Origin of the sequence: Sphingobium sp. ba1, from assembly GCF_000743655.1 — a bacterium.
GTDB lineage: Bacteria > Pseudomonadota > Alphaproteobacteria > Sphingomonadales > Sphingomonadaceae > Sphingobium.
The window spans coordinates 1,200,576-1,222,633 of record NZ_JPPQ01000069.1 but is presented as its reverse complement, the minus strand read 5'-3'; the positions used below and the strand labels follow the sequence as shown (position 1 = coordinate 1,222,633).

At 64.0% G+C, this 22,058-nt stretch carries 20 protein-coding genes; 7 read left to right on the top strand and 13 right to left on the bottom strand.

The window, feature by feature from the left end:
• The first annotated feature begins 206 nt into the window (after positions 1-206).
• From IL54_RS08970 to IL54_RS22895, 3 genes are read left to right on the top strand one after another with little or no spacing between them, the layout of a single operon-like run.
• Positions 207-1,610: a cytochrome ubiquinol oxidase subunit I gene (locus tag IL54_RS08970; RefSeq protein WP_037474946.1), complete on the top strand. Its 1,404-nt coding sequence runs from the start codon at positions 207-209 to the stop codon at positions 1,608-1,610.
• The gene (gene cydB / locus IL54_RS08965; RefSeq protein WP_037474943.1) at positions 1,607-2,605 is read left to right on the top strand and encodes a cytochrome d ubiquinol oxidase subunit II; all 999 of its coding nucleotides are present in this window, start codon (positions 1,607-1,609) and stop codon (positions 2,603-2,605) included. Before IL54_RS08970 ends, cydB begins: the two co-directional genes overlap by 4 nt.
• Positions 2,605-2,709 carry a DUF2474 family protein gene (locus IL54_RS22895; RefSeq protein WP_076605484.1) on the top strand — a complete coding sequence of 35 codons (105 nt, stop codon included), beginning with the start codon at positions 2,605-2,607 and terminating at the stop codon, positions 2,707-2,709. Before cydB ends, IL54_RS22895 begins: the two co-directional genes overlap by 1 nt.
• A 69-nt stretch (positions 2,710-2,778) precedes the next feature.
• Here the strand turns inward: IL54_RS22895 and IL54_RS08960 are convergent, their stop codons facing one another.
• From IL54_RS08960 to IL54_RS08910, 11 genes are read right to left on the bottom strand one after another with little or no spacing between them, the layout of a single operon-like run.
• A complete protein-coding gene (locus IL54_RS08960) occupies positions 2,779-3,936 on the bottom strand; it encodes a CaiB/BaiF CoA transferase family protein (RefSeq protein WP_037474939.1) in 1,158 nt (385 codons plus the stop codon).
• Positions 3,933-4,862, bottom strand: a complete 930-nt coding sequence (locus tag IL54_RS08955) for an alpha/beta hydrolase fold domain-containing protein (RefSeq protein WP_037474937.1) — start codon at positions 4,860-4,862, stop codon at positions 3,933-3,935. The genes IL54_RS08960 and IL54_RS08955 overlap by 4 nt, the downstream gene beginning before the upstream one ends.
• Positions 4,859-5,902 carry a TRAP transporter substrate-binding protein DctP gene (dctP, locus tag IL54_RS08950; protein WP_237748826.1) on the bottom strand — a complete coding sequence of 348 codons (1,044 nt, stop codon included), beginning with the start codon at positions 5,900-5,902 and terminating at the stop codon, positions 4,859-4,861. The genes IL54_RS08955 and dctP overlap by 4 nt, the downstream gene beginning before the upstream one ends.
• Positions 5,899-7,200, bottom strand: a complete 1,302-nt coding sequence (locus IL54_RS08945) for a 2-hydroxyacyl-CoA dehydratase subunit D (protein WP_037474934.1) — start codon at positions 7,198-7,200, stop codon at positions 5,899-5,901. Before IL54_RS08945 ends, dctP begins: the two co-directional genes overlap by 4 nt.
• The gene (locus IL54_RS08940) at positions 7,197-9,281 is read right to left on the bottom strand and encodes a CaiB/BaiF CoA-transferase family protein (RefSeq protein ID WP_037474931.1); all 2,085 of its coding nucleotides are present in this window, start codon (positions 9,279-9,281) and stop codon (positions 7,197-7,199) included. The genes IL54_RS08945 and IL54_RS08940 overlap by 4 nt, the downstream gene beginning before the upstream one ends.
• Positions 9,278-10,168, bottom strand: a complete 891-nt coding sequence (locus IL54_RS08935) for a hypothetical protein (RefSeq protein WP_037474929.1) — start codon at positions 10,166-10,168, stop codon at positions 9,278-9,280. The genes IL54_RS08940 and IL54_RS08935 overlap by 4 nt, the downstream gene beginning before the upstream one ends.
• Complete coding sequence (locus tag IL54_RS08930; RefSeq protein WP_037474926.1) at positions 10,165-11,475, bottom strand: TRAP transporter large permease; 1,311 nt, start codon at positions 11,473-11,475, stop codon at positions 10,165-10,167. The genes IL54_RS08935 and IL54_RS08930 overlap by 4 nt, the downstream gene beginning before the upstream one ends.
• A complete protein-coding gene (locus IL54_RS08925; protein WP_037474923.1) occupies positions 11,472-11,924 on the bottom strand; it encodes a TRAP transporter small permease in 453 nt (150 codons plus the stop codon). Before IL54_RS08925 ends, IL54_RS08930 begins: the two co-directional genes overlap by 4 nt.
• On the bottom strand, positions 11,921-13,036 hold the full coding sequence (locus IL54_RS08920) for a CapA family protein (protein ID WP_037474922.1): 1,116 nt from the start codon (positions 13,034-13,036) through the stop codon (positions 11,921-11,923). Before IL54_RS08920 ends, IL54_RS08925 begins: the two co-directional genes overlap by 4 nt.
• An 18-nt stretch (positions 13,037-13,054) precedes the next feature.
• A complete protein-coding gene (locus IL54_RS08915) occupies positions 13,055-15,736 on the bottom strand; it encodes a TonB-dependent receptor domain-containing protein (protein ID WP_076605483.1) in 2,682 nt (893 codons plus the stop codon).
• Positions 15,737-15,784: 48 nt separating this feature from the next.
• Complete coding sequence (locus IL54_RS08910; RefSeq protein WP_037474917.1) at positions 15,785-17,509, bottom strand: CocE/NonD family hydrolase; 1,725 nt, start codon at positions 17,507-17,509, stop codon at positions 15,785-15,787.
• Positions 17,510-17,619: 110 nt separating this feature from the next.
• Between IL54_RS08910 and IL54_RS08905 the strand changes: the two genes are divergently transcribed.
• The gene (locus tag IL54_RS08905; RefSeq protein WP_076605482.1) at positions 17,620-18,282 is read left to right on the top strand and encodes a GntR family transcriptional regulator; all 663 of its coding nucleotides are present in this window, start codon (positions 17,620-17,622) and stop codon (positions 18,280-18,282) included.
• A gap of 122 nt (positions 18,283-18,404) precedes the next feature.
• A complete protein-coding gene (gene rsgA, locus IL54_RS08900) occupies positions 18,405-19,430 on the top strand; it encodes a ribosome small subunit-dependent GTPase A (protein ID WP_237236491.1) in 1,026 nt (341 codons plus the stop codon).
• Between the two features lie 104 nt (positions 19,431-19,534).
• On the opposite strand, the gene rpmB is transcribed toward rsgA, so the two are convergent.
• Positions 19,535-19,828: a 50S ribosomal protein L28 gene (rpmB, locus tag IL54_RS08895; protein WP_037474916.1), complete on the bottom strand. Its 294-nt coding sequence runs from the start codon at positions 19,826-19,828 to the stop codon at positions 19,535-19,537.
• A gap of 142 nt (positions 19,829-19,970) precedes the next feature.
• Between rpmB and IL54_RS08890 the strand changes: the two genes are divergently transcribed.
• Together IL54_RS08890 and IL54_RS08885 are read left to right on the top strand one after the other, a co-directional pair.
• Positions 19,971-20,192 (top strand): hypothetical protein, encoded by a 222-nt coding sequence (locus IL54_RS08890; RefSeq protein ID WP_037474915.1) that lies wholly within the window; start codon positions 19,971-19,973, stop codon positions 20,190-20,192.
• Positions 20,193-20,232: 40 nt separating this feature from the next.
• Entirely contained in the window at positions 20,233-20,691 is a 459-nt protein-coding gene (locus tag IL54_RS08885) for a nucleoside deaminase (RefSeq protein ID WP_037474913.1), read from the top strand.
• On the opposite strand, the gene IL54_RS08880 is transcribed toward IL54_RS08885, so the two are convergent.
• Positions 20,653-22,058 (bottom strand): hypothetical protein (locus IL54_RS08880; RefSeq protein WP_076605560.1); only part of this gene is annotated, 1,406 nt, incomplete at its 5' end. The genes IL54_RS08885 and IL54_RS08880 overlap by 39 nt on opposite strands.

Genomic DNA, 22,058 nt, shown 5'->3' with positions numbered 1-22,058 from the left:
TCGGCAGCGTCGGCGGCACGCGGCTGGCCGAGCGGCTGGGGGCCAAGACCGGGCGCCTGACCACCGTCTTTGCGATCCTGATCTTCGTCGTCGCCCTTTACATGCTCTGGCGCAGCGCGGCTGCCTTCCTGCCCGGCCTCTGACAATCTGACCTATCTCTTTATCCCTGCCCATCTGGTACAAGATCGGGCGAAAGGACATGTCCAATGTTCGACTCCTTAGACGCCCTGATCCTCGCCCGCGCCCAGTTCGCCTTCACGGTGAGCTTCCATTTCCTCTTCCCGGCCTTTTCGATCGGCCTCGCCAGTTTCCTGATGGTGCTGGAGGGGCTGTGGCTCGCCACCGGCAAGGGCGTCTATGCCAATCTCTTCCGCTACTGGCTCAAGATTTTCGCCGTCGTCTTCGCCATGGGCGTCGTGTCGGGCATCGTCATGTCCTATCAGTTCGGCACCAACTGGTCGGTCTTCTCCGACAAGGCGGGTCCGGTCATCGGCCCGCTCATGGCTTATGAAGTGCTGACTGCCTTCTTCCTGGAGGCCGGTTTCCTGGGCGTCATGCTGTTCGGCATCAACAAGGTCGGGCGCAAGCTGCACTTCACCGCCACCTGCGCGGTCGCCATCGGCACTTTCATCTCCGCCTTCTGGATATTGTCGGTCAACAGCTGGATGCAAACGCCGACCGGTTACGAGATCGGCGCGAACGGCCAGTTCCTGCCCGGACCCAGCTGGATGGCGATCATCTTCAACCCCAGCTTCCCCTATCGCCTGGTTCACACCGTCCTGGCCGCCTATCTGACCACGGCCTTTGCGGTCGGCGGCGTGGGGGCCTGGCATCTGCTCAAGGACCGGACCAACCCCGGCGCGCGGACCATGTTCTCCATGGCGATGTGGATGGCGGCGATCGTCGCGCCGATCCAGATTTTCGCGGGCGACATGCACGGTCTCAACACGCTGGAGCATCAGCCGGTCAAGGTGATGGCGATGGAAGGCCATTATGACAGCCACCCCGACGGCGCGCCGCTCATCCTGTTCGGCATCCCCGACAGCGCCAACAAGCGGGTCGATTATGCAGTCTCCATTCCCAAGGCATCGTCGCTGATCCTCAAGCATGACCTCAATGCGCCGATGAAGGGGCTCGACACCGTGCCGGAAGCCGATCAGCCGCCGGTCGGGATCGTCTTCTGGGCGTTTCGCGTCATGGTCGGCATCGGTTTTGCGATGTTGGGGCTGGGCCTGTGGAGCCTGATCGCGCGCTGGCGCGGCAAGCTGCATGACTGGCCATGGCTGCATCGCGCCGCACTGGTGCTGGGGCCATCGGGGTTCGTCGCCGTGCTGGCGGGATGGATTGTGACCGAAGTCGGGCGGCAGCCTTTCACCGTCTACGGCCTGCTGCGCACCGCGCAAAGTGCCTCACCGCTGGATGCGCCCGCGGTTGCGGCCTCGCTGCTGGCCTTCGTCATCGTCTATTTCAGCGTCTTCGGCATGGGCATCTGGTATCTGCTGCACCTGATGAAGAAGCCGCCCGAAGCGCATGAAAGCACGCTGGACGGCGCGCCGATCCGCACCGCAGGCATCACCCCCGCACCCGCCATCGAAGGAGGCGAAGCATGATCGACCTGACCGTCATCTGGGCCGCCATCATCGGCTTTGCGATCATCGCCTATGTCGTGATGGACGGGTTCGACCTCGGCATCGGCCTGCTCTTCCCGCTGTTCAAGGTGGGCAAGGACCGCGACACCGCGATGAACAGCATCGCGCCGGTATGGGACGGCAATGAAACCTGGCTGGTGCTGGGCGGCGGCGGGCTGCTTGCCGCCTTTCCGCTCGCCTATGCCATCATCCTGCCCGCCCTTTATGCGCCGTTAATCGCCATGCTGCTCGGCCTCGTGCTGCGCGGCGTCGCGTTCGAGTTTCGCTGGCGCGATCCCGCGCATCGCGCCTGGTGGGACCGCGCCTTCACCGGCGGGTCCGCCGTCGCCACCTTTGCCCAAGGGATTGCGCTGGGTGCCTTGCTGCAGGGCATCAGTGTCGAAGGCCGCGCTTATTCGGGCGGCTGGTGGGAATGGCTCTCGCCCTTCTCGCTGCTCACCGGCTTTGGCCTGATGGTCGGCTATGCGCTGCTCGGCGCCTGCTGGCTCAACTGGAAGACCGAGGGCGGCTTGCAGCGCCAGGCCGTGACCTATGCCGGGCGGCTGGGCATCGTCATGCTGGTCGTGATCGGCGCGGTGAGCCTGGCCACGCTGACGCTGGAGGGCAGCTATCAAAGCCGCTGGCTGGCCTGGCCCGGCGTGCTGGCCACCGCGCAAGTACCGCTGGCGACGATCATCGTCACCGCGCTCTTCTACCGCAGCCTTTCCCAACGCAAGGACGCGCAGCCCTTCCTCTGGGCGCTCGCCCTGTTCGGGCTGTGCCTGCTTGGCCTTGGCATTTCGATCTGGCCCTATGTGATACCAGAGCGCGTCACCATCTGGGAAGCCGCCGCCCCCTATCGCAGCCAGCTCTTCATGCTGGTCGGCGGCGCGGTACTCGTCCCGATCATCCTCGCCTACACCGCCTGGGCCTATTGGGTGTTCCGCGGCAAGGTCGGCAGCGATGGCTATCACTGATGCGTAAACAGCTACGCCAAATCGGCTGGTTCATCGGCATCTGGGCCGCGAGCATCGCGGCCCTTGGGCTGCTATCCTTAGGCCTGCGCCACTGGTTGCTCTGAGGATTTGAAGGGAGCGACGACCTGATATCGATGGGACAAAATATAGCCGGTTAACGCGGATATCCGTGGCTATCGATCGTCGGCAACGCCGAGCCAATCCAATATTTCATCGCGATGTTCATCCAGTCGGGGCGGCATTTGGCCCTCCTGCGCGCCTGGCGTCAGGCGAAAGCCAGCACCTGGCGCGCGGATCGCGCCATCCGGCCCGCCGAGACCATCGAACGACAATAAGGCGTCCGGCCGCGCCAGGGCTGCGGCTTCGTCCACGCGGCGGACCATGCCGCAGGGTATGCCTGCCGCGCTCATGCCCGCTTCCCAATCAGCGGCGTCGCGGGTGGCGATGACCGTTTCCAACTCCGCCTTCATGGCGTCGAAATTCGCGCGTCGCGCCTCCGGCGTGGCAAAGAGCGGATTGCGCAACCAATCCTCGCGGCCGGTGAAGCGGGCGAGGGCGGCGAACTGGTTGGGCTGCACGACGCCCAGCGACACCTGGCGGCCGTCCCTTGCCGTGAACAGCGATGCGGTCGGCAGGCCGCTATAGCCGGTATTGCCCATGCGCGTCATCGCGCGCCCCGTCACCAGGAAGGGCGTCACCGCCGACGTCATGAACGCCAGGCTGGCGTCGAACATGGAGACGTCGATGAAACTGCCGCCGTCACCCTGCATGCGCCGGATCAGCGCAGAGAGGATGGCGAAGGCGGCAGTCTGGCCGGTCAAGGTATCGACGATGGGAAAGCCGACGCGGACAGGCGGATCGCCCTCTTCGCCGCTCAGCATCATCATGCCGCTGGTAGCCTGGACGATATTGTCGATCGCGGGCCAGTCCCGTTGCGGACTGTCCTGCCCATAGCCCGATACCGAGCAGAAGATGATGTCCGGGTTCAACGCGCGGACGGCATCATAGCCAAGCCCCAGTCGATCGATCACGCCGGGGCGGAAATTTTCGAGCAGGACGTCGCAGCGCGACACGATACCCTGGGCGATCGCAAGATCGTCGGCTTGTTTCAGATCAAGGGCGATCGATTTCTTTCCCGCATTGGCGGCGATGAATGCCGGGGACATGCCCTCGAACCGTGGATCGACATTGTAGGACCGGAAGCTGTCGCCCTGCGGCGGCTCGATCTTGATCACCTCCGCCCCCATCAGACGCAAAAGATGCGAGGCGTAGGGACCGGCCATGACATGGCTGAAATCGGCGATGCGGATGCCCGCGAGCGGCTTGTTCATGGTTGCTCCGGGAATTGCTTGCGGATGATGGACCAACTGGGGTCTTGGCAAAGGGTGCAGTCCGCACCGACGAACATCGCGGCGGCACCGGCATCCTGCTTCAATTGCCAGTCGAGCCATCCGACCGCGACCCGACCATAATCCCCGCCATTGACGAGCGAAAATGTGCCGCCATGCCCCGTATCTTTGTTCGCGTAGAAGACGGGGACATGCGATAGTCGCGCCACGTCGTCGCTCCCATTGGGGTAGGCGATGTCGGATGGCCCGCCCAATATATAGGCAACGGGCATGTGGAGCTTCTTCAAATCATCCTTGGTGATCCAGACACCGCTCAGACCGCCGCCGGGCCGGTTATAGACCCCGCTGTTGAATGCGACGACCGTGTCGATCCTCGGATCAGCGCCTGCGGCCAGCGCCTGCAATCCGCCGCAGCTATGCCCCATCACCGCAATGCGCTGTGCATCGACATGATCGCGATGGATGCCCTGCGTCGCCCAGTCGATCGCCGCCAGCAACTGATCCACCTGCGTTTCGTCGGCCTTGGCCGGTGGCGGCCCCACCGGTGCAGGCGCATCATCCTCGTTCGGCAAGGCTGTCAGCGGCGGCTGTTCTTCGCGTGGGGCGCCATTGGCGATCACGATATAGCCGTGACTGGCGATTTCGCGCAGGAAATGGCTGGCCGACAGGCCATTGTCGCGGCAGCCGCCATTGCCCCACAGGACCAACGGCAATCGTTCGCGCGGCCATGTGGCGGGACGGTACAGCGTATAGCCGGGCGCGTCGGCAAAGCCTTCCGCGACCGCAGGCCATCGCCCCGTGCCTGCAGGATCGCCGATCCGGCGCGCGACCTTGTCCTGCGTCGGCTGCGCCGATGCGGTGCCGACGATCATCGTTGCCATCGCCGCGATCACGATCAAAGGCGTCATATCTTCCCTCCGCACTGTATATCGTCGCGCCCGCGCACTGCCGCCCGCGCCGTTCGGAACGCCTGCATCCCGTCGATGCCAAACCGCGACAGGCTGCGGGCATTGCCTTCGGAATCGCGCAGATAGAGGGCATCGAAGCGCGCCTGTTCCTGTGCGGACATGCCGGAGATCGTCACCTTCTGCGCCTTGGCTTCCTCCAGCCCCTTGACCAGCGCCGCATGGATTTCGCGCGACAGCGCATCCTCCCACACCGCTTGCGACTGCGTCAGGATCGCCCGCTCCGCCTCGCTCAGCCGGTTCCATCGTGTCAGCCCTATCGCTCTTGCCGGATAGGCACCACGCGGGATAGCGAGGTTGTTATAATGGCTGGCCACTTCCGCGAAATGCAGCGACTTGAACGTGTCGCCCGGCGCGATCACGCCGTCGATCACCCCCTTGGCCATCGCCGAATAGACATCCGCCATCGGCATGTTGACCGGGTCCGCGCCCAGCGACTCCAGCACCGTGAGCAATTCGGTGGGCGCGCGCAGCCGCAGCCCGCGCAGGTCGGCCAGATTGCGCACCTGCCGGTCGGTCGTGACGATCCCGGCGAGCGAGCCGCCCTGGACCGCTAGCACCTTTAGCCCGTGCAATTCATGGCCGATCTGCGGGTTGGCCGCGGCGATGCAGCGATAGAGTTTCAACTGCGAGTCGATGCTGTCCGCTCCGCTGTAGAAACCGGTCTGGATGCGGATCAGATGGGTGCCGCCGCGCACATAGATGGGCGTGATGAGGCCGACATCGGCCACGCCATAGCGCAATTCCTCCATCGACATGTCCGACGACAGCAGCGCGCCCGACCAGATCGGCCGAATGCGGATGCGCCCTTGCGACTTGTGTTCGACAAATTCCATCCATGCCTTGTCCGCTTTGCTGAACGGATGGTTCGGGCTGTAGGGCGTCGCATAAGTCAGTTCCGTCACACCGGGCGGTAGCGGCCGGGCGCACGCCGTCATCAGGCACAGCGGCACCAACAGGGACAGCAGCGCGCGGAGCGTCACGCCAGCCCCCGCGCGGCCAGAAAGTCGGCAACCATCGCGACCATCGCGTCATGGTTCCAATTGGCCGCATCCACCATGTCCGCGTCGATCGCCAGCACCGGAACGCCCGCTGCTTCCAGTGAAAGCGCCGTCAGTTTCGTGCCCGATTGCGACAGGCGGTTGTCGGGCGGCAGCAGGATGACGCAGGCATCGATGCCGCACCGTTCCGCCTCGCTGGTCATCCACCCGTTCATCCATGGCGGCAGATGCAGCACTTCGTTCATCGAACAGATGCGGCTGGCCAGCGCATCCATCGGCTGGCCCTGCAACTCGCGAATATATTGTGGCCCGGCAAAGGGCATATACATCGACCAGACGAAGACCGCGCCCAGTCGCTCTTCCAGCGCCTGATAAAAGCCCGGATCATGCCACACGCCCGCGCCGATCCACATCAGCCGCACGCGTTCATTGTCGGCCGCACCCGCGCCGCTCGCCACCCGTTCCATGACTTCGTCGCGAAAGCGCCTGGCATGGGCGACGGCCCAGTCCGACCCGCGATGCCATTGCGGAATCATCGTATTGGGCATTTGTTCGGCGATCGACACCGGGCAGGGGCGCGCGCTGCCGATCGCCTGCGCGGCTTCCCAGATATAGCCTTCCTGTTCGTTGATCCGCTCCATCAGGTGATGCAGCTTCGCCTCGTCGAACCGGCGGCCAGTGCGATTTTCCAACAAGCTGATGAGATCGCGCATTTCCGCGACCATCAGCGCGATGCGATCCGGCTCATAGACCCGCCGCCACGCGCTGCGACTATGCTGGAACCAATGGGCCTCCTTATGCTCCCATGCCGGCGCTTCCATCGGGAAAAATTCGCTGCCCAGCGCCTGTGCCCATTGGCCAAAGACATGCTGGATGCAGTCACAGGTCAGGCGCGCGACCAGCACGGTTGGCTTGGGCAATCCGCCCCAGGGCGCGGTCTTGGGATCGTTCGCCAGCGTGCAGGCCAGGCCAAGCGAGCAATATTTGCAGCTGTTTTCAGGATAGCCATGCCGCGCCATCACGTCGAAATAATGGCCGGACAATTGTTTGGCGGAGATATAGGCCGACCACCATTGGTTGGTGATGATGGGGATGTCCATCACATGGAAAATCTCGTGCGGCGTGTCGGCCTGGACGATGGCGAAGGGTTCGCCTTCGTCCACGACCCGCCGTTTGAGGTCCGCGCCAAATTGCTTCTGATACGCGCTGGCGACCGAGGTGCAGGCCAGATCCTTGCGGCTGCGCTGACCGGTGGCGCGGGGGGCTATTATGTCGTTCATTGAAAAACTCCTGCCGCTTCCAGTTCGGCGATGCGCGCATCATCAAGCCCGCACAGGGTCCGGGCGATGGCATGGGCATGCTCACCCATGCCAGGCGCGCGGAAGGGTGCGAACCTGTCGCGGGAAAGGGAAATGGGGGTCGCGATATGGCCGAACGGTCCCAGGATCGGATGATCGAGCGTCACCAGCGCGCCACGTCCGGCCAGTTGCGGATCAAGGTCGATCATATCCTCACAATCCTGCACCACGCCGCAGGCGATACCGGCCGCTTGAAGGGTAGAGGCGATGGCATGGTCCTCGCGCTGCGCGGTCCATGCCGCGACATCGGGACCGGTCATCGCGTGCAGGCGCACGCGATCCGCCTCATCGAACAGGCTGATCGCGACCCAGCGGTCTTCGCCGCGTGCCGGAAACACATCCTGAAAGAAGACGCCCGGATCGGCATTGCCCGACCGTTGCGGTCGCTCGCCGCGCCGCGCGGCGGACAGGCTATCGCGCATCTGCTGCACGCAGATTTCATACATGGATGCATCGATATGCGCGCCACGTCCCGTTTCGCGCCGGTGCTGGAGCGCGGCTGCCACGGCCCCTGCCATCACGAACGGCACGATCACATCACCATAGGGCACGGCGCCGGGTATCACCGGGTCTCGCGTCGGATAGCCGGTCAGGAAGGTGCGCCCCGACAAGGCGCCACCCGTGCCATCGACGCCCCATTCCTGCGCCAGCGGCCCGGTCTGCCCGAACACGCTGCCCGACACCATCACGATGCCCGGATCGCGTTGGCAAAGCGCGTCATAGTCCAGCCCCAGCTTCTTCATCGTGCCCGGCGAGAAATTTTCGACCACCACGTCCACCCAGTCGATCAGCGGATCGATGAGTTCGCGCGCCTCCGGCTTCTTCATATTGAGCGACAGGCTACGCTTGGACGAGTTGAGATGGGCGAACCAGGGCTTGTCGTCCCAATTGCCGGGCTGCGATGCGGACACCTGCACATCCAACCGGGCAAGATCCGGGCGCGTGCGGCTTTCGATCTTCACGATCTCCGCGCCCAGGTCGCCCAGCGTCTTGGTCGTGATCGACCCGACCAGTGCCCAGGCGAAATCAAGTACCCGGACACCTGCCAATGGCCCCGGCCGATCGCCTGTATGAATGGCAGGCGCGGCAACCGCCGAACCCGCGCGGATCGCGGCAAATCGTTCCGGCAGGCCCGATGGCGTGTCGAAAAAGCCGCGTGCGGCGAGATGCCGGTCCGCCAGCACATCGGCCGGTTCGTTCGCTACACAGGCATTGATCCCCCGCCGCAGCCCTTCGGTCGCGATCTCCGCCTTGGTGCGCGACCGGAAGAAGGCGTCGATGGCTGCTTCCCACACCGCGCGCGTGTCGGCGGGCAGGGTGGAACGGTTATAGCTGAGCCAATCGGTGCCGTGCAGCGGATTGGGCGCGCCGACGGCATCCATCCAGTCGGACAGAGCCTGATTGGCGGGCGCACCCAGTCGCCCGGTCATCAGCGAATGGAAACACCATCCATCGGCCAGCCGCCAGATCGCACGCACCGTCGCTTTGCCATAGGCGAGCGCGCCGCCGACCCGTTTCAGTTTGCGCCGGTCGAATTGCCAGCACAATATCCCGTTGAAATTACGGCTGAAGGCTACCTGCTGGATGGATATGTCGACATGCTGCCCCTTGCCATGCGTGCCGCGTGCATAATGAGCGGCCATCGCACCACTCGCCGCGACCATGTCCGCATGGAAGGTGCAGGCATCGCCCGCTTCCTTGACCGGCGGGAGGTCGGGTTCACCCGTCACCCGCAGCGCCCCGCCCATGGCCGACGCGACGAACTCGCCACCCTTCCAGCCGGATCGCGGCCCGCCCGACCCGAAGGTGGTGACCGAGACATGCACAGCCGTCTCCGGTATCGCGACGTCTTTCAGGCTTTCCAAGCCGAGATCGTCGATGACGAAGGACGCGCTTTCGACCCCTCCGCCCAGTTCAGCGCCCAGCGACGCCAGGAAGCGCGCCAGCGGGCGGTCCGCCATGCCGCCCAATGTGGCGACGCGATGACCTGCAAGCGGGGTCATGCCTTTAACTCCTTCAAAAATATCGCAATCTCCTCTGCCACCCCATCGTTCGCGCGCCAGTCGCGGCGGGTGAGGATGAGCGTCGGTATATTGGCGTCGGCCAGTGCGTCCCGCAGCGCGGGCAAGTGCCAGATGCGTGCCTCATCCTCTTCCGCGAACCATAACAGGACCGCCGATGCGCGGGTGTGCCGCGCTTGCGCCGCAAGTGCGTCGGCATGATCGCGAAAGGCCCGGCTGCCTTGCGCGGCCTCATGCAAATGGCGTGCGATCGCGGCACATGGATCGCCGCTGCCTTCGTCCACGCGAAGGTCGCTGGGATTCTGCCAGCTTTGCGCCAGCGTCGGTCCGGCCGCGCGCCATCCGGCCGCCTCAATCATCGCATGGATGCGGGCATCGGGCGGCGGTGTGCCCCCCAGCAGGCACAATGGCGCGTCGCCACAGACTTGCGGCGCGGCAAGCCGCAGCGCGTTGGTCGCCACGATCCCTTGCTCCAGCGCGTCATCGTCGATGCCGAGGCGTTCGGCCAGTCGTCTGATCGCCTTGCCCATATGCGCGACGCTGCTGGCGCGCTGGATCGTGGCGGTGTCGAAGATCATCGGTTCGGGACCAGCAATCTCGCCCCGCTGCCGCAATTCGCAGATATAATAATAGAGCCGCTGCGCTGCATCGTCACCGCGCGAGAAGAGCACCGCGTCCAGCCCATTCAGCGCGCCATCCGCCCAATCCTGCAGGATGGACCGCGTCCAGAGCGGAAATTTGCTTTCGAGCCAGCGATCCGCCGCCGGAAGGGGCCGATCGACATTCCATCCCACCGGGCCGGAACAGGCACCCGTGGCGGTCAGCACATCTTGCGGCAGGTCGGGGCCGACATAGGCAATCATGGTCATTGTCCAATAACAGTGGGCAGCCACAGCGCCATGGCCGGGAAAAGGATGATGAGAAGCAGGTGGATGAGATCACTGCCGAGGAAGGGCAGCACGCCCTTGAATATCCGTCCCAACGGCACGTCCTTGGCTACCCCCTGGATGACATAGAGGTTCATCCCCAGCGGCGGATGGACGAAGCCGATCTCCATGGCGCGGGTGATGAAGATGCCGAACCAGATCGGCGACATGCCCACCCCTTCGACGATCGGCAGCAGGATGGGCGTCGTCAGCAGCATCAATGCCAGCCCATCCAGCACCGACCCCAGCAGCAGCAAAAGCAGCGCGACGACCAGCAGGGTCGGGATGGTGCCCATGTCCATGGCCGACACGGCAGTACCGACCGCTTCGGTCAGCCCGGTCACGCTGATGAAGACCGAAAAGATGATCGCGCCGATGATGACAAGGAAGATAAGACCCGCCGTCCGCAAGGTTTCGGAAAACGCGCGGAACAGCACCTCCCGGTTGAGCCGCCCCCGCCATGCGGTAATGGCCAGCGCGCCCGCCGTACCGATAGAGGAGGCTTCCGATGGGCTGAACCAGCCCAGTACGATCCCGCCCAGCACCACGGCCAAGAGCAGCAGCATGTCGGCGATGCGCAACATCGCCCGGCCGCGCTCTGCCCAACTCGCCCGCTCGCTCGGCGGCGCGATCGAAGGACGCCAGCGCACGAGAAGCCACACGACGAGGCAATAGAAGAGCATCTGCGAAATGCCGGGAATGAGGGTGGCGGTGAACAACGTGCCGATCGATTGTTCGGCGATGATGCCATAGACGATGAGCGCACCCGAAGGCGGCAGCATCTGGCCCAATGTGCCACCGGCGGCGACCGTACCGGTCGCCAGCGCATCGCTATAGCCGCGCTGGCGCATTTCGGGCAGCGCGACCAGGCCGATGGTCGCCGCCGTCGCCAGGCTGGAACCGTTGATCGATCCAAAACCGGCGCAGCCGCCGATCGACGCATAGGCGAGGCCGCCGCGTCGATGGCCAATCATCTTGGCGGCGGCATCGAACAGATCCCGACTGGCATTGGCCGCAAAGAAGAGGTGCGCCATCAGCATGAACAGTGGCAATGTGCCCAGTTCATAGCGGGTCAGCGTCTCGACCACGACGACGCCCGCCTTGATGAGTGCCCCCTCCGGCCCAAGTGCGACCATCAGGCCGCCGACGCCGACAAGGCCCAGCGAAACGCCGATCGGTACGCCGCACAACAGCATGGCGAACAGGAGGATGAGGCCGATCAGCCCGGTTTCGGGCGTTGCGAGGATCATGGTCGGCGCCCTTCCACCAGTTGGCGGACAAGCAGCGCGATGATGACGACCAGCGTGACGTTGAGGAAGGCGCGCATCGCCCACCAGGGCACACCGACCAGTTCGCTCACCTCCTGGCTGCCCCACAGATCAACGGCCAGCCAGCAGGAGCCGCCAAGCAGCATCAGGTAGAACAGGATCGACAGCGCGGTGCAGACCCATTCGGCGACATCGCGGTTCCTGCCGGTCAGCCGATCGAGGATCAGGTGAACGCGCGCATGGTTGCGGCCCAGCGTCGCGGCGACCAGCGCCAGCGATCCGCCGATCAGGACGACGACCTGCACCAGTTCGATCGCGCCCTTGAGCGGCAGGCCGGTGTGCCGACCGATCACCGCCAGCAGATTGAGCGCGGCTGCGATGATCAAAGCGACCCCGCCCGTCCATATCATCATGGTCTTGGCAGCATTCATGCAGTCACCTCTTCGACCCGACCGTCGTTGCTGATTGTGATCGCCGGAAGCCCGGCAGCGTGCGTGATCTGTTCGACATAGGCGCAAATCTCCGCCGCGCGCGTCGCCGACGCTAGTGTTGGACGACCGGGCGGCTCGACATCGACCGGAATGATGCGGACCCCGATGGTCCGGTCCGCATCCCATGTGACATGGCCCAGAAAGGCATTGACCGCTTCGGGGTGAAAAGGCGCGAGCGGATAGGCCGGGTCGGGTTCGAACCCGAACAAAGTCCGCCGCCGCGCCGCCCATTCCGCCCGCGCCGGATGGTCCTGCGCCGGGCTGAGCGCGCTCGTCACGACGCAGCCATTGCCAAGCCCGTGGAAGATCGGCTTGCCCCGGTAAAATTCGATGCCCCGCACGATATGGGCGTGATGGCCGATGACGACATCCGCGCCCGCGTCGATCGCGGCATGCGACACCGCCCGCTCATAGGGTGCCAACTGGACGGGGGTATGGACGATGCCCTTGTGTAGCGCGACCAGCACGATGTCGGCCTGGTCCCGAACGGCGGCAATGTCGCCCTTGAGCATGGCGCGTGCTTCGTCCGTCACCTTGGCGAGCGCGGCCGCTGGCGCGATCGGCGCGCCGTCGGCTGTCTCGATCCGCAGCCAGGCGCATCCGGCTTTATCCTTGCTCGCCCAGCTTGCGACCGGACCCACGCAATTATAGCTGAGCAGTGCGATCCGATGTCCGCCGCGCGTGACGATGGCCGGTGCGCGTGCTGCGGCGAGCGTCAGCCCCGCGCCGGAATGCGCCACGCCCAGCGTATCCAGTCCCGCTATCGTATCGGCGATGCCCTCCGCCCCGCAATCCGCGATGTGATTGCCCGCCAGGCTCAGCATGGCAAAGCCCGCATCGGCAATGGCGGCCAGATTTTCGGGCGGTGCGCCGGGTGCGGGGACATCGCCTTTCAACTCCGCCCCGCGCACCGTATGCGGCACCTCCAAATGGCCGATCGAAAGGTCCGCAGCGCGCAGCGCGGGCGCGATCCCGGCCAGCCAATAGGCACCATCCGGCTCGTCCAGAACCAGATCGCCTGCCAGCACGATCGAGATCGCATCCTGTGTCACGCTGTCATCCGCTCCGCGTCAGAAGGACTTGCGCACGCTGACCGCGAACAGCCGCCCGATCGGGTCACTCGCCGTCGCGTCATAGCCGCCGCCGCCATTGCCATTGGGCGCCAGGTTCACATAGGGCGCCGCGATATCGAACATGTTGCGCACCTCCAGCCCCAGCACGAGTCCCTTTTCGAAGAAGCCGTCAGCCTGTTGATCGCCCACCTTCCAGTTCAGCGTCAGATCGACCGGCGTATAGCTTTTTACCGATTGCACCGGCCTCGACAGATTGTTGCGATAGCCTCCGACATGGGTCGCCAGCACTCGTGCGCTGAACGGACCATGATCCCATGTCACGCTTGCGCGCGCTTTCAGCTTTAACGGGTTGAAGATGACATTGCGCCGATCGACCAGAGGCGCCGCAGGCGTCACGGCGACATTATATTTGGTCAGATAGGTGCCGGATATATTGACCGTCAACGCGTCCTTCGCGCCCAGCCGGGTGTTCCAGGTGCCGGTAAAATCGATACCGCGCGTCACCGATACGCCCAGATTCTGGCTGCGCCCGTCGACGAACAGCGTGACGTTCGCCGGATCGCCACCGGGGAAGGAGCCGCCTGCCAGCGCCACGCCCTGCGCCAGCAATTCCTGTACCCGCGCCGCCGCGGCCGCCCCGCGCAGGATGATGTCGGTCCCGGCATATTCCGCTTCATTGCCGAGGATGGTCAGGTTCGACAGATTGGCGAGCACCTGATTTTCATATTTGACGTCCCAATAGGTGATGCCGAAACGCAGGTTGGGCAAAGGATCAAAGTCCGCACCGATCGACCAGGTCGTTGCCGTTTCGGGTTTCAGGTCCAGATTGGGACCGGACAGGGCATAGCCCTGCAGCGGCGCGCCACCCGCCGGATTCTGGTAGTTCTGGCCGAAGATATTGTTGGAATTGCCATAGATTTCCGGGATGGTCGGCGCGCGGAAGGATGTGCCGTAACTGGCGCGCAGCTTGGCCCAGCGCACCGGTTGCCAATTGATGCCGAATTTGGGGTTGGTGGTCGATCCGACGTCGCTATATTTGTCGTGGCGCACCGCTGCGTTCAGTTCCAGCCGCTCGAACCCCGGCATCGCATTGTCCGCGCCGAAAATGGGGATGTAGAGTTCGCCATAGACCGAATCCACCTTGCGGCCGAAATGGCGGAAGGTGATCGGGTTGGTCGGCGCGCCTCGCGCAGACCCCAAGGCAACGGTGAAATCCTGCCGTTCATAGCCCGTCGCCAGCTTCACCGCGCCGCCGGGCAGGGTGAAGAGCGGTCCGTTGAGCCGGGCCTCATAGGTTTTCAGGCGACCATTGGTGGGGGCGAGGAATATCTGGTTGGCGATCGTCGCCAATAGCGTCTCGCTGGTGCGTCCCAGCCCATAGGGATCGAACGCCGTCGCAGGATCGCTGCTCGCCAGTGCCGCGTTGAGCGCTGCATTGTTGATGCCATGATAGGAACCGGAAAAATCATTGGTCTTGCCATAGCCGAACAAGGCTTCGGCTTCCCAATCATGGGGCAGCTTGGCGCGCACGCCGGGCGTGATCTGCCAGCTTTCGGCCGATCCGAAACTGTCATTGGTCGGCACGTCGTCGCGGAAATTATAATCGAGTGTATAGCTGGTGCCGGTAAAGCCTGCGGGCCGCACGAAAAAGGCATTGGTCTGCGGCACGGTCAGCCGGGCGTTGGAATAGGCCGACTGGCGATAGAAGTTCCGTTTGGAGTAAAAGCCATCATAGAAGACGCTCAGCCAATCGTTAAATTCGAACCGGCCCGTGCTGTTGACCGAGTCATAATTCTGTTCCGGCATCAAATCCTGATTGGCCAGCTCATCGCACCGGTTGATCGCGCCTGCCGCCAGCGATCCCGCATTGGCCTGCGTCACGCCACCTGTCGGAATGGCATAGGTGGTGCCATTGGCATTGATGTTGCCGGGTGCGCAGCGCGCGATCCGGTAATCGCCGCCGCCTGACGCTCGCTGGTCGCTCGTGAAGAAGGACCGGTCATCGCCGCTCAGGTTCGATCGTTCGACATGCTCATAGGCGACCATGATCTGCCCGCGGTCGAACACCTTGCCGATGGCCGCGCCCAGCGTCGTTTCATGAAAATCGCCGCGTGAGGCGATGCCCGACCGGGCAAAGACTTCGCCCCCGTCCAGCGACCGGCGCGGGATCAGATTGACCACGCCAGCCACGGCATCCGACCCATAGACGGCCGATGCGCCATCCGCCACGACCTCGATCCGCTCGACACCCAGAGAGGGCAGGACCGAGGGGTCGATCGACCTGCTGTTGTTGGTCACGCGATGGCCGTCGATGATGACCAGCGTGGCATAGGGGCCGATACCGCGCAGATTGACCGAGTTGCCATAGGTGATGTTGCCGCTGCCGCCCGATTGGCCGCGTGAATTTTCCGACACGCCAAGGTCAAAGACCTGCGGAATTTCCTTGATCATGCGATCGACCGTGACGGCACTGGACGCTTCCATTTCGGCCCGGCCGAGCGTTGTGACGGTGGAGCCAACGGGGGCCGCGCCGCGCACGCGGCTGCCGGTGACGACGATGTCGGCGGTGCTCGCCTCCTCCTGCGCTGCCGCCACAGCTGATAGACCTACAGCGATCCCGCAGCAGCCGATCTGCAAAGCCGCCCGCAGGCTGATCCCACCTTTACGATTCCTGTTCATGCCATCCTCCCTCGCCGCGTTGCGCGGCCATTATCATTGCGCCGTCGTTCAATCCGCGATCGGCAGTTCGATCCACGATGCCCTCGTTCCGCCCCGCTGCACGGTGATGACCGGTGCGGGTTTCTGTTCGATATCCTTGAGGTTGCGCTGGCGCGGGTCTGCGCCCGCGATCGTCACGCGCAGCCGCGCCCCGGCCGGCACGACCCGCGACACCGGCGTCAGGTCGATCGCCAGGTCCGCCTGCTGCCCCGGCGGCAATGGCGCGACATCGGTGCGCAAACCAGAATGCCAGGGGAGGCCCATCGTCTCATAGGGTGGCTTGCCCGTCTTGCGGTGCGACAGGGCCAGTCGCCCGAAGGCGACCACTTCCGTCGTGCCGTCGGCGGCCACCTGGTCGAGATAGGCAAAGATATTGGCGTCGGGCTTGTCCGCCGAAACGCGTAACCGCACAACCGGATAGCCGATGAGTTTGGTCGCCTTGGCCAAGGGCGCGCTGGTATAGCTCAGCCCCTTGTCGTCCATCGGCTTGGCCCAGAAGGCGAAATAGTCGGCGGGCGGCAGGTCGTAGCGCACGGTAAACCGGTCCGTACCCGCCTTGCCCGTCTGGGTGCCCAGTTGTCCGTCATTGACTGACCGGGCCGTGCCGCTCCGCCCTGCGTCGAAAAACCAGCGGATCGGCTTGGCGGTCTCGCCCGGTAAGGCGTTGGACCGTACATAGCCGCCCTTGCCGTCCAGCCCCTCGACCCAATAGGTCGCGCGCGGTTCGGCGGCGATGCCATTGGCGACGCCTTTGAGATGATGGTCGAAATAGCGGACGACCTCTCCGGTAAAGTCGAACCCCGGCGGCGGCACGCAATGGCTGCCCGGCCCGGCCAGGAACTTCGATCCCGCCATGTTCGCTGCGCTCAGGATCGACTGGGCGGTTGGTTCGTCCTGCCAGTTGCTCCAGAAATAGGTGGCGATCCCCGCCTGCCGGATCGCATCGAGATAGCGATAGACGCCGACCTCTTCCCAGAAGGCGTTGCCGGTCAGCGGCGACACGCTGTCGCGATACGGCATGCCATACCATAGCGCCGCCATCGGCGTGTTCTTCGCATGTTGCTGCACCGCCGCCTGGAATTGCGCGCCGTCGCGGTCGCCATCGACCGGCAGGCTCGCCAGATCGTCGCTCAGCGGCTCGTCCGGCCGGGTGTTGAATTGTGCTGTGATCCCGCCGCGCCGAACGAAAGCATATTTGTCGAGGTCGGACGCACCGACGAACACGGCCTTGAGGGATGGTGGCGCGGTGGTGGCGGTGTGAAAGGTGGTGCCGCCCAGATAGGAGCAACCGATCATGCCGACCTTGCCGCTGGAAAAGGGCTGCCGCGCCAGCCATTCGACCAGATCATGGCCGTCACGCGCTTCGGTCCTGTCCTGAAAACCGTGACGGCGACCAAAGGACGCGCCCTTGCCGCGAATATCCGCGACAGCGACGACATAGCCCGCCCTGATCAACGATCGTAACGCCAGCCGGTCGTCCAGGGCGACTTCCTTGATCGCGCCATCCTTGTCCCGAAACCGTGCCCGATAAGGGGTGAAGACGAAGATCACCGGCAACCTTTCGGCCGCGACCTTGTCCTTGTCGCTGGGGCGATACAGGTTGACGGCCAGCTTCGTGCCATCGCGCACCGGCACATAGACCGAACTGCGCTGCACATCGGCATAGTCCCTGGCCAGCCCCGGCATGGCGACCCCCAAGGCCGCCAGCATTGCGATCGATCGCGCCGCCTGCATCGCTCTCTCCTATTGTTGACAATTTCATCAGCGATCAGGCAGGCTGATGCAACCAAAAACTCGCTGACAATATTGTTGACAATATTGTTCGATGGCGAGACTATCAGCCTATGGACGGTATGGAAAAACGCGCGCCAACGGGCGTGGAAGTGGCGGACTGGGTCCGCAACCGCATCAGAAACGGGCGTTTTTCGCCGGGACAGCGGCTCGTGGAGGTCGACATCATCCGCCAGACTGGGGCCAGCCGGTCAAAGGTGCGCGAGGCGCTGCAACGTCTGGAGGGGGAAGGCCTTGTCCAGATCGAGGAGTTTCGCGGTGCCTCCGTCAAGAGCACGGGCTTGGAGGAAGTCGCGCAAATCTATCGCGCCCGCATCGCGTTGGAAGGCATCTGCGCCGCGGATTTTGCGCGCCATGCCTCGGACGAAGATAAGCGCCAACTGTGCGCGGTGCAGGATCAACTGGACCAGTGCGTGATCGATCGCGCGCCCGACCGCTTTGGCCGGCTGAATCTCGAATGGCATCGGATCATCGTGCAGGGGTCCGGCAACAGCGTCATCGCCGAATTGCTCAAGCGCCTGAACGTCCCCATCCACCGGCTATTGTTCGAAAGCTTCTACGACGAAAGCCGCCTGCGCACCGCTAACGCCGATCACAAGAAAATGGTCGCCTTGCTGTTGGCGGGCGATGCGGAAGGCGCCGAAGCCGCCATGCGTGGCCATATCGCCGATGGCTTCGACACGCTTTCAAAGATCGAGAGCGAATTTTACGGCTGATCGTTCGACGGCCTCCACCATGCGCGACGGAGACGGCGTTATTTTAAACATCTTGTTTTGGTAGCCGCGCACAGCCCATGGGAATTAAAAGCCAGGAACGGCGCGATGGATATGTGGACATAATGACTGAGACTTTGGAAGAGCTTGGATGGCGGTCCTTTTTCAGCGCGCAGATGGCGGCCCATGAGGCTGCGGGATGCCATCCCGTCCGAGTCATGGCCGTTCATCGCGGCAAGATCGCGGTGGCCGGTGAGCGAACGACGCGGCTGATCTCACCCCATATCGCCGATGCCACGATCGCCGAAGAACATCCCACGGTCGGCGACTGGTTGCTGATCGACAATGCCACGTTTGAGATCAAACATGTCCTGCAACGCGCAAACCTGTTCAAACGGCGCGCGGCCGGCCACGATAAAAGGACGCAATTGATCGCGGCGAACGTCGACACGCTATTCGTCGTTGCTTCCTGCAATCAAGATTTCAGCGCCCCGCGGCTGGAACGCTATCTCGTGTTGGCACGGGAGGTCGGCGTGCAACCGGTCGTTATTCTCACCAAGATCGACCTGACGGATACGCCAGACTCTTTCGTGGCCGCGGTTCGAGATTTGCAGCCGGGGTTGGCGATCGAGGCCATTGACGGGCGGGATCGGGACAGTGTCGCGCGTCTTTCCAGATGGTGTGGAAAGGGCCAGACGGTCGCCCTTCTGGGGTCATCGGGCGTCGGCAAATCGACGCTGGTGAACAGCCTTCGCGGTTCCGATAGCATAGCGACGCAGGCCATCCGCAAGGGCGATGATACAGGGCGGCACACGACCACAGTACGCGAGATGCACCGGCTGGAAGGTGGCGGCTGGTTACTCGACACGCCTGGCATGCGGGAATTGCAATTGGTCGATGCGGGAACCGGCATTGCGGAGGTTTTCGACGACATCGTCGATATGGCGGACCATTGCCGCTTTTCCGACTGCACCCATGATGTCGAACCAGGCTGTGCGGTTCAGACCGCTATCGCCAGCGGACAGCTTGAGCGCACGCGTCTGGAGCGCTGGCGCAAATTGGCGAGCGAAGAGACCTACAATAGTGCAAGCCAAGCCGAACGCCGCGCCCTCGACCGTATCGCGGGCCGGGGCGCGGGCAAAAAAAAGTGATCGGTCCGCCCTCAACCATCAGGTGATCGTAGGCCGAAAGTCCATCACGCAAAAAAGCGGCCCGTTGCGGGGCCGCTTCTTATGCCGAAACGAATCGATAGAAATCAGGCGGCGGTGGCAGCCTGCTTCTTGACGATATCGCGCTTGAGGCGACGGGCCTTGAGCGACAGCTTGTCGTCGCTGGTCTTGACCAGCCAGTTGTCCAGGCCGCCATTATGTTCGACCGAACGCAGACCATGGGTCGACACGCGCAGCTTGAAGCTGGATTCCAGCGTTTCGGAGATCAGCGAAACATTCTGCAGATTGGGCAGGAACACCCGCTTGGTCTTGTTATTGGCGTGGGAAACATTGTGACCCACCTGGCGACCCTTGCCGGTCAGCTCGCAAATGCGCGACATAGTCAATCAACCTTGTAATTCGGGTTCGTTCGGAAAGTCGCGCCGATAATGGGATTCGTGGCTCCCGTCAACCCGCGCGCGTTGGATGCAACCCTTTGGGTGAGGCCTGCGTTGAGCCGTTGTTATCCTAAGGGAGGTCGAAATGCGATTCATTGGTGGTCTACTCGTCGTTATCCTGCTGGTCCTGGCCGGGGGCATCGCCACGGGCTTTATCGACCTGCAAAAGACGCGCGATGGGCAATTGCCGCAGATCGCGGTCAAGGAAGGCACGCTGCCCAAATATGAGGCCAATGTCGCCAAGGTCGATGTCGGCAGCCGCACCGAAACCGTCGAAGTGCCCACGGTAGACGTCAAGAAGCCCTGATTCTTCCCCTCCCCTGCCTGATCCTGTAACGGGCGGAGCCATGGCTCCGCCCTTTCCCTTGCCCGCCCCGATGCGCCGTGCGCTCGATCTTGCCCGTTTGGCCGAGGCGGCGGGTGAAGTGCCGATCGGCGCCGTCGTGACCAGGGATGGCGCGATCATCGGTGAGGGCGAGAATCGCAACCGGCGCGATTGCGATCCGACCGCCCATGCCGAAATCGTGGCGATGCGGGCGGCGGCGGCGCATCTCAATGACTTTCGCCTGACCAGCTGCGACCTGTGGGTCACGCTGGAGCCCTGCCCGATGTGCGCGGGGGCAATCTCTCACGCGCGAATCGCCCGGCTTTATTATGCGGTGGGCGATCCCAAGGGCGGCGCGATCGAGCAAGGACCGCGCCTCTTTGCCCAGCCGCAATGCCTGCACCGCCCGGACGTCTATGGCGGCTTGGCCGAAGCGGAGGCCTCAGCGCTGTTGCGGGACTTTTTCGCCGCCCGGCGCTGAATAGTCGATGCGGTAGAGCTGATAGGGCAAGGTCATGCCCGTGTTCAGCGTGACCGGCACCAGCCAGTCGGGCAATTTGTCGCGCATCAGGTCGGCATAGAAGCCCGTGGGATTGCGCGACTGATAGATGGTGCCTTCGGGAAACCAGGGGCAGACCAGCAGATAGGTCGCATGATGCTTCGCCGCGATAGCGCGGAAGTCGCGCGCCGGGCCGTCGAAAGCGTGGTGGATGTCGAGGATCGTCGCGCCGTTGCGGTGATAGGGTCCGGCGAGCGCGCTATGATGTGTGGTCGCGATCAGGCGCGGCCCCAGATCGACCATGGTGAAGATGGTCGCGGGCGGGAGTTGATCCAGCACCGCGAGCGCAGGCTGGGTCCGGCAGCGCCCGTTCGCTTTCTTGATCGCATCGTTGCGCGCCACGGCGGACGGGCGCCAGGGACGCGGCGTCTTACCGGTCGCCTGTTGATAGAGTTTCAACGCCTGCGGATAGAGCGGATAGGCGCAGGCGATCGCTACGAGCAACGCCACCCCTGCCCCGCCCGCAATCCTGGCCCGGCGTGATCCAGTGAGGATGACGACGACCAGACGATGCGCGGCCCAGGCGGCAGGCGGGATCGCCAGCAATTGCGCGGCTGGCCCCGCGCGCAGCTGCCAGAAGAGCAAAGCGATGGCGAAGACCATCATCAGCCCCACGGTGGCCCAGGCCCAGAGCCGCTCAGCGTCGCGCCGCGCATCCCACAAGGCCCAGAGCAGCCCGACGAGCCCGGCGAGCGGAATCGCCAGTAACGGCACCACCATCGACTGGGCCTGCGCGGTGATCGGCTTGGCCTCGCGGATGTTGGCGAGCCACAGCCGCTCCAGTTCGGGCGAAATCTGATAAGGACTGAGGCATTGGGGCCAGTTGAGCCAGAAGAAGATCGCCACTGCGCCGCCCACGATGACGCCTGCACCCAGCCGCGCCATCCAGCCGCGCAAGGGGGCGAGCGCCAGCAGCACCATGCCCGCCGATGCCGCGCCGAATACCGCCACCCAGATCGGCGAGAGTGCGTCGCAGACCTGCTCCCGATTGGCGGTGCTGGCGAACACCAGATAGCAGAGCGAGGTCGCGCCACCGAGGCTGAGCGCATAGGGCAGCATCCGCCGCTCGGCACCGTCGCGAAATACCCAGCGCAGCGCGATCAGCCCGCCGCCCGCCGCCAGATAGACGATCATCTCCATACCGATCGCGATCGACAGCGCGCTGCTGACCCCGGCCATGATGCCGCCGCGCAGCCGGTTGGTGTCGATCACCCCGGCCAGCATGGTCAGCGCCAGCGCCAATTGCCAGCCATGATGGTCGATCCGCATCGGCGCATACATGCCAAAGC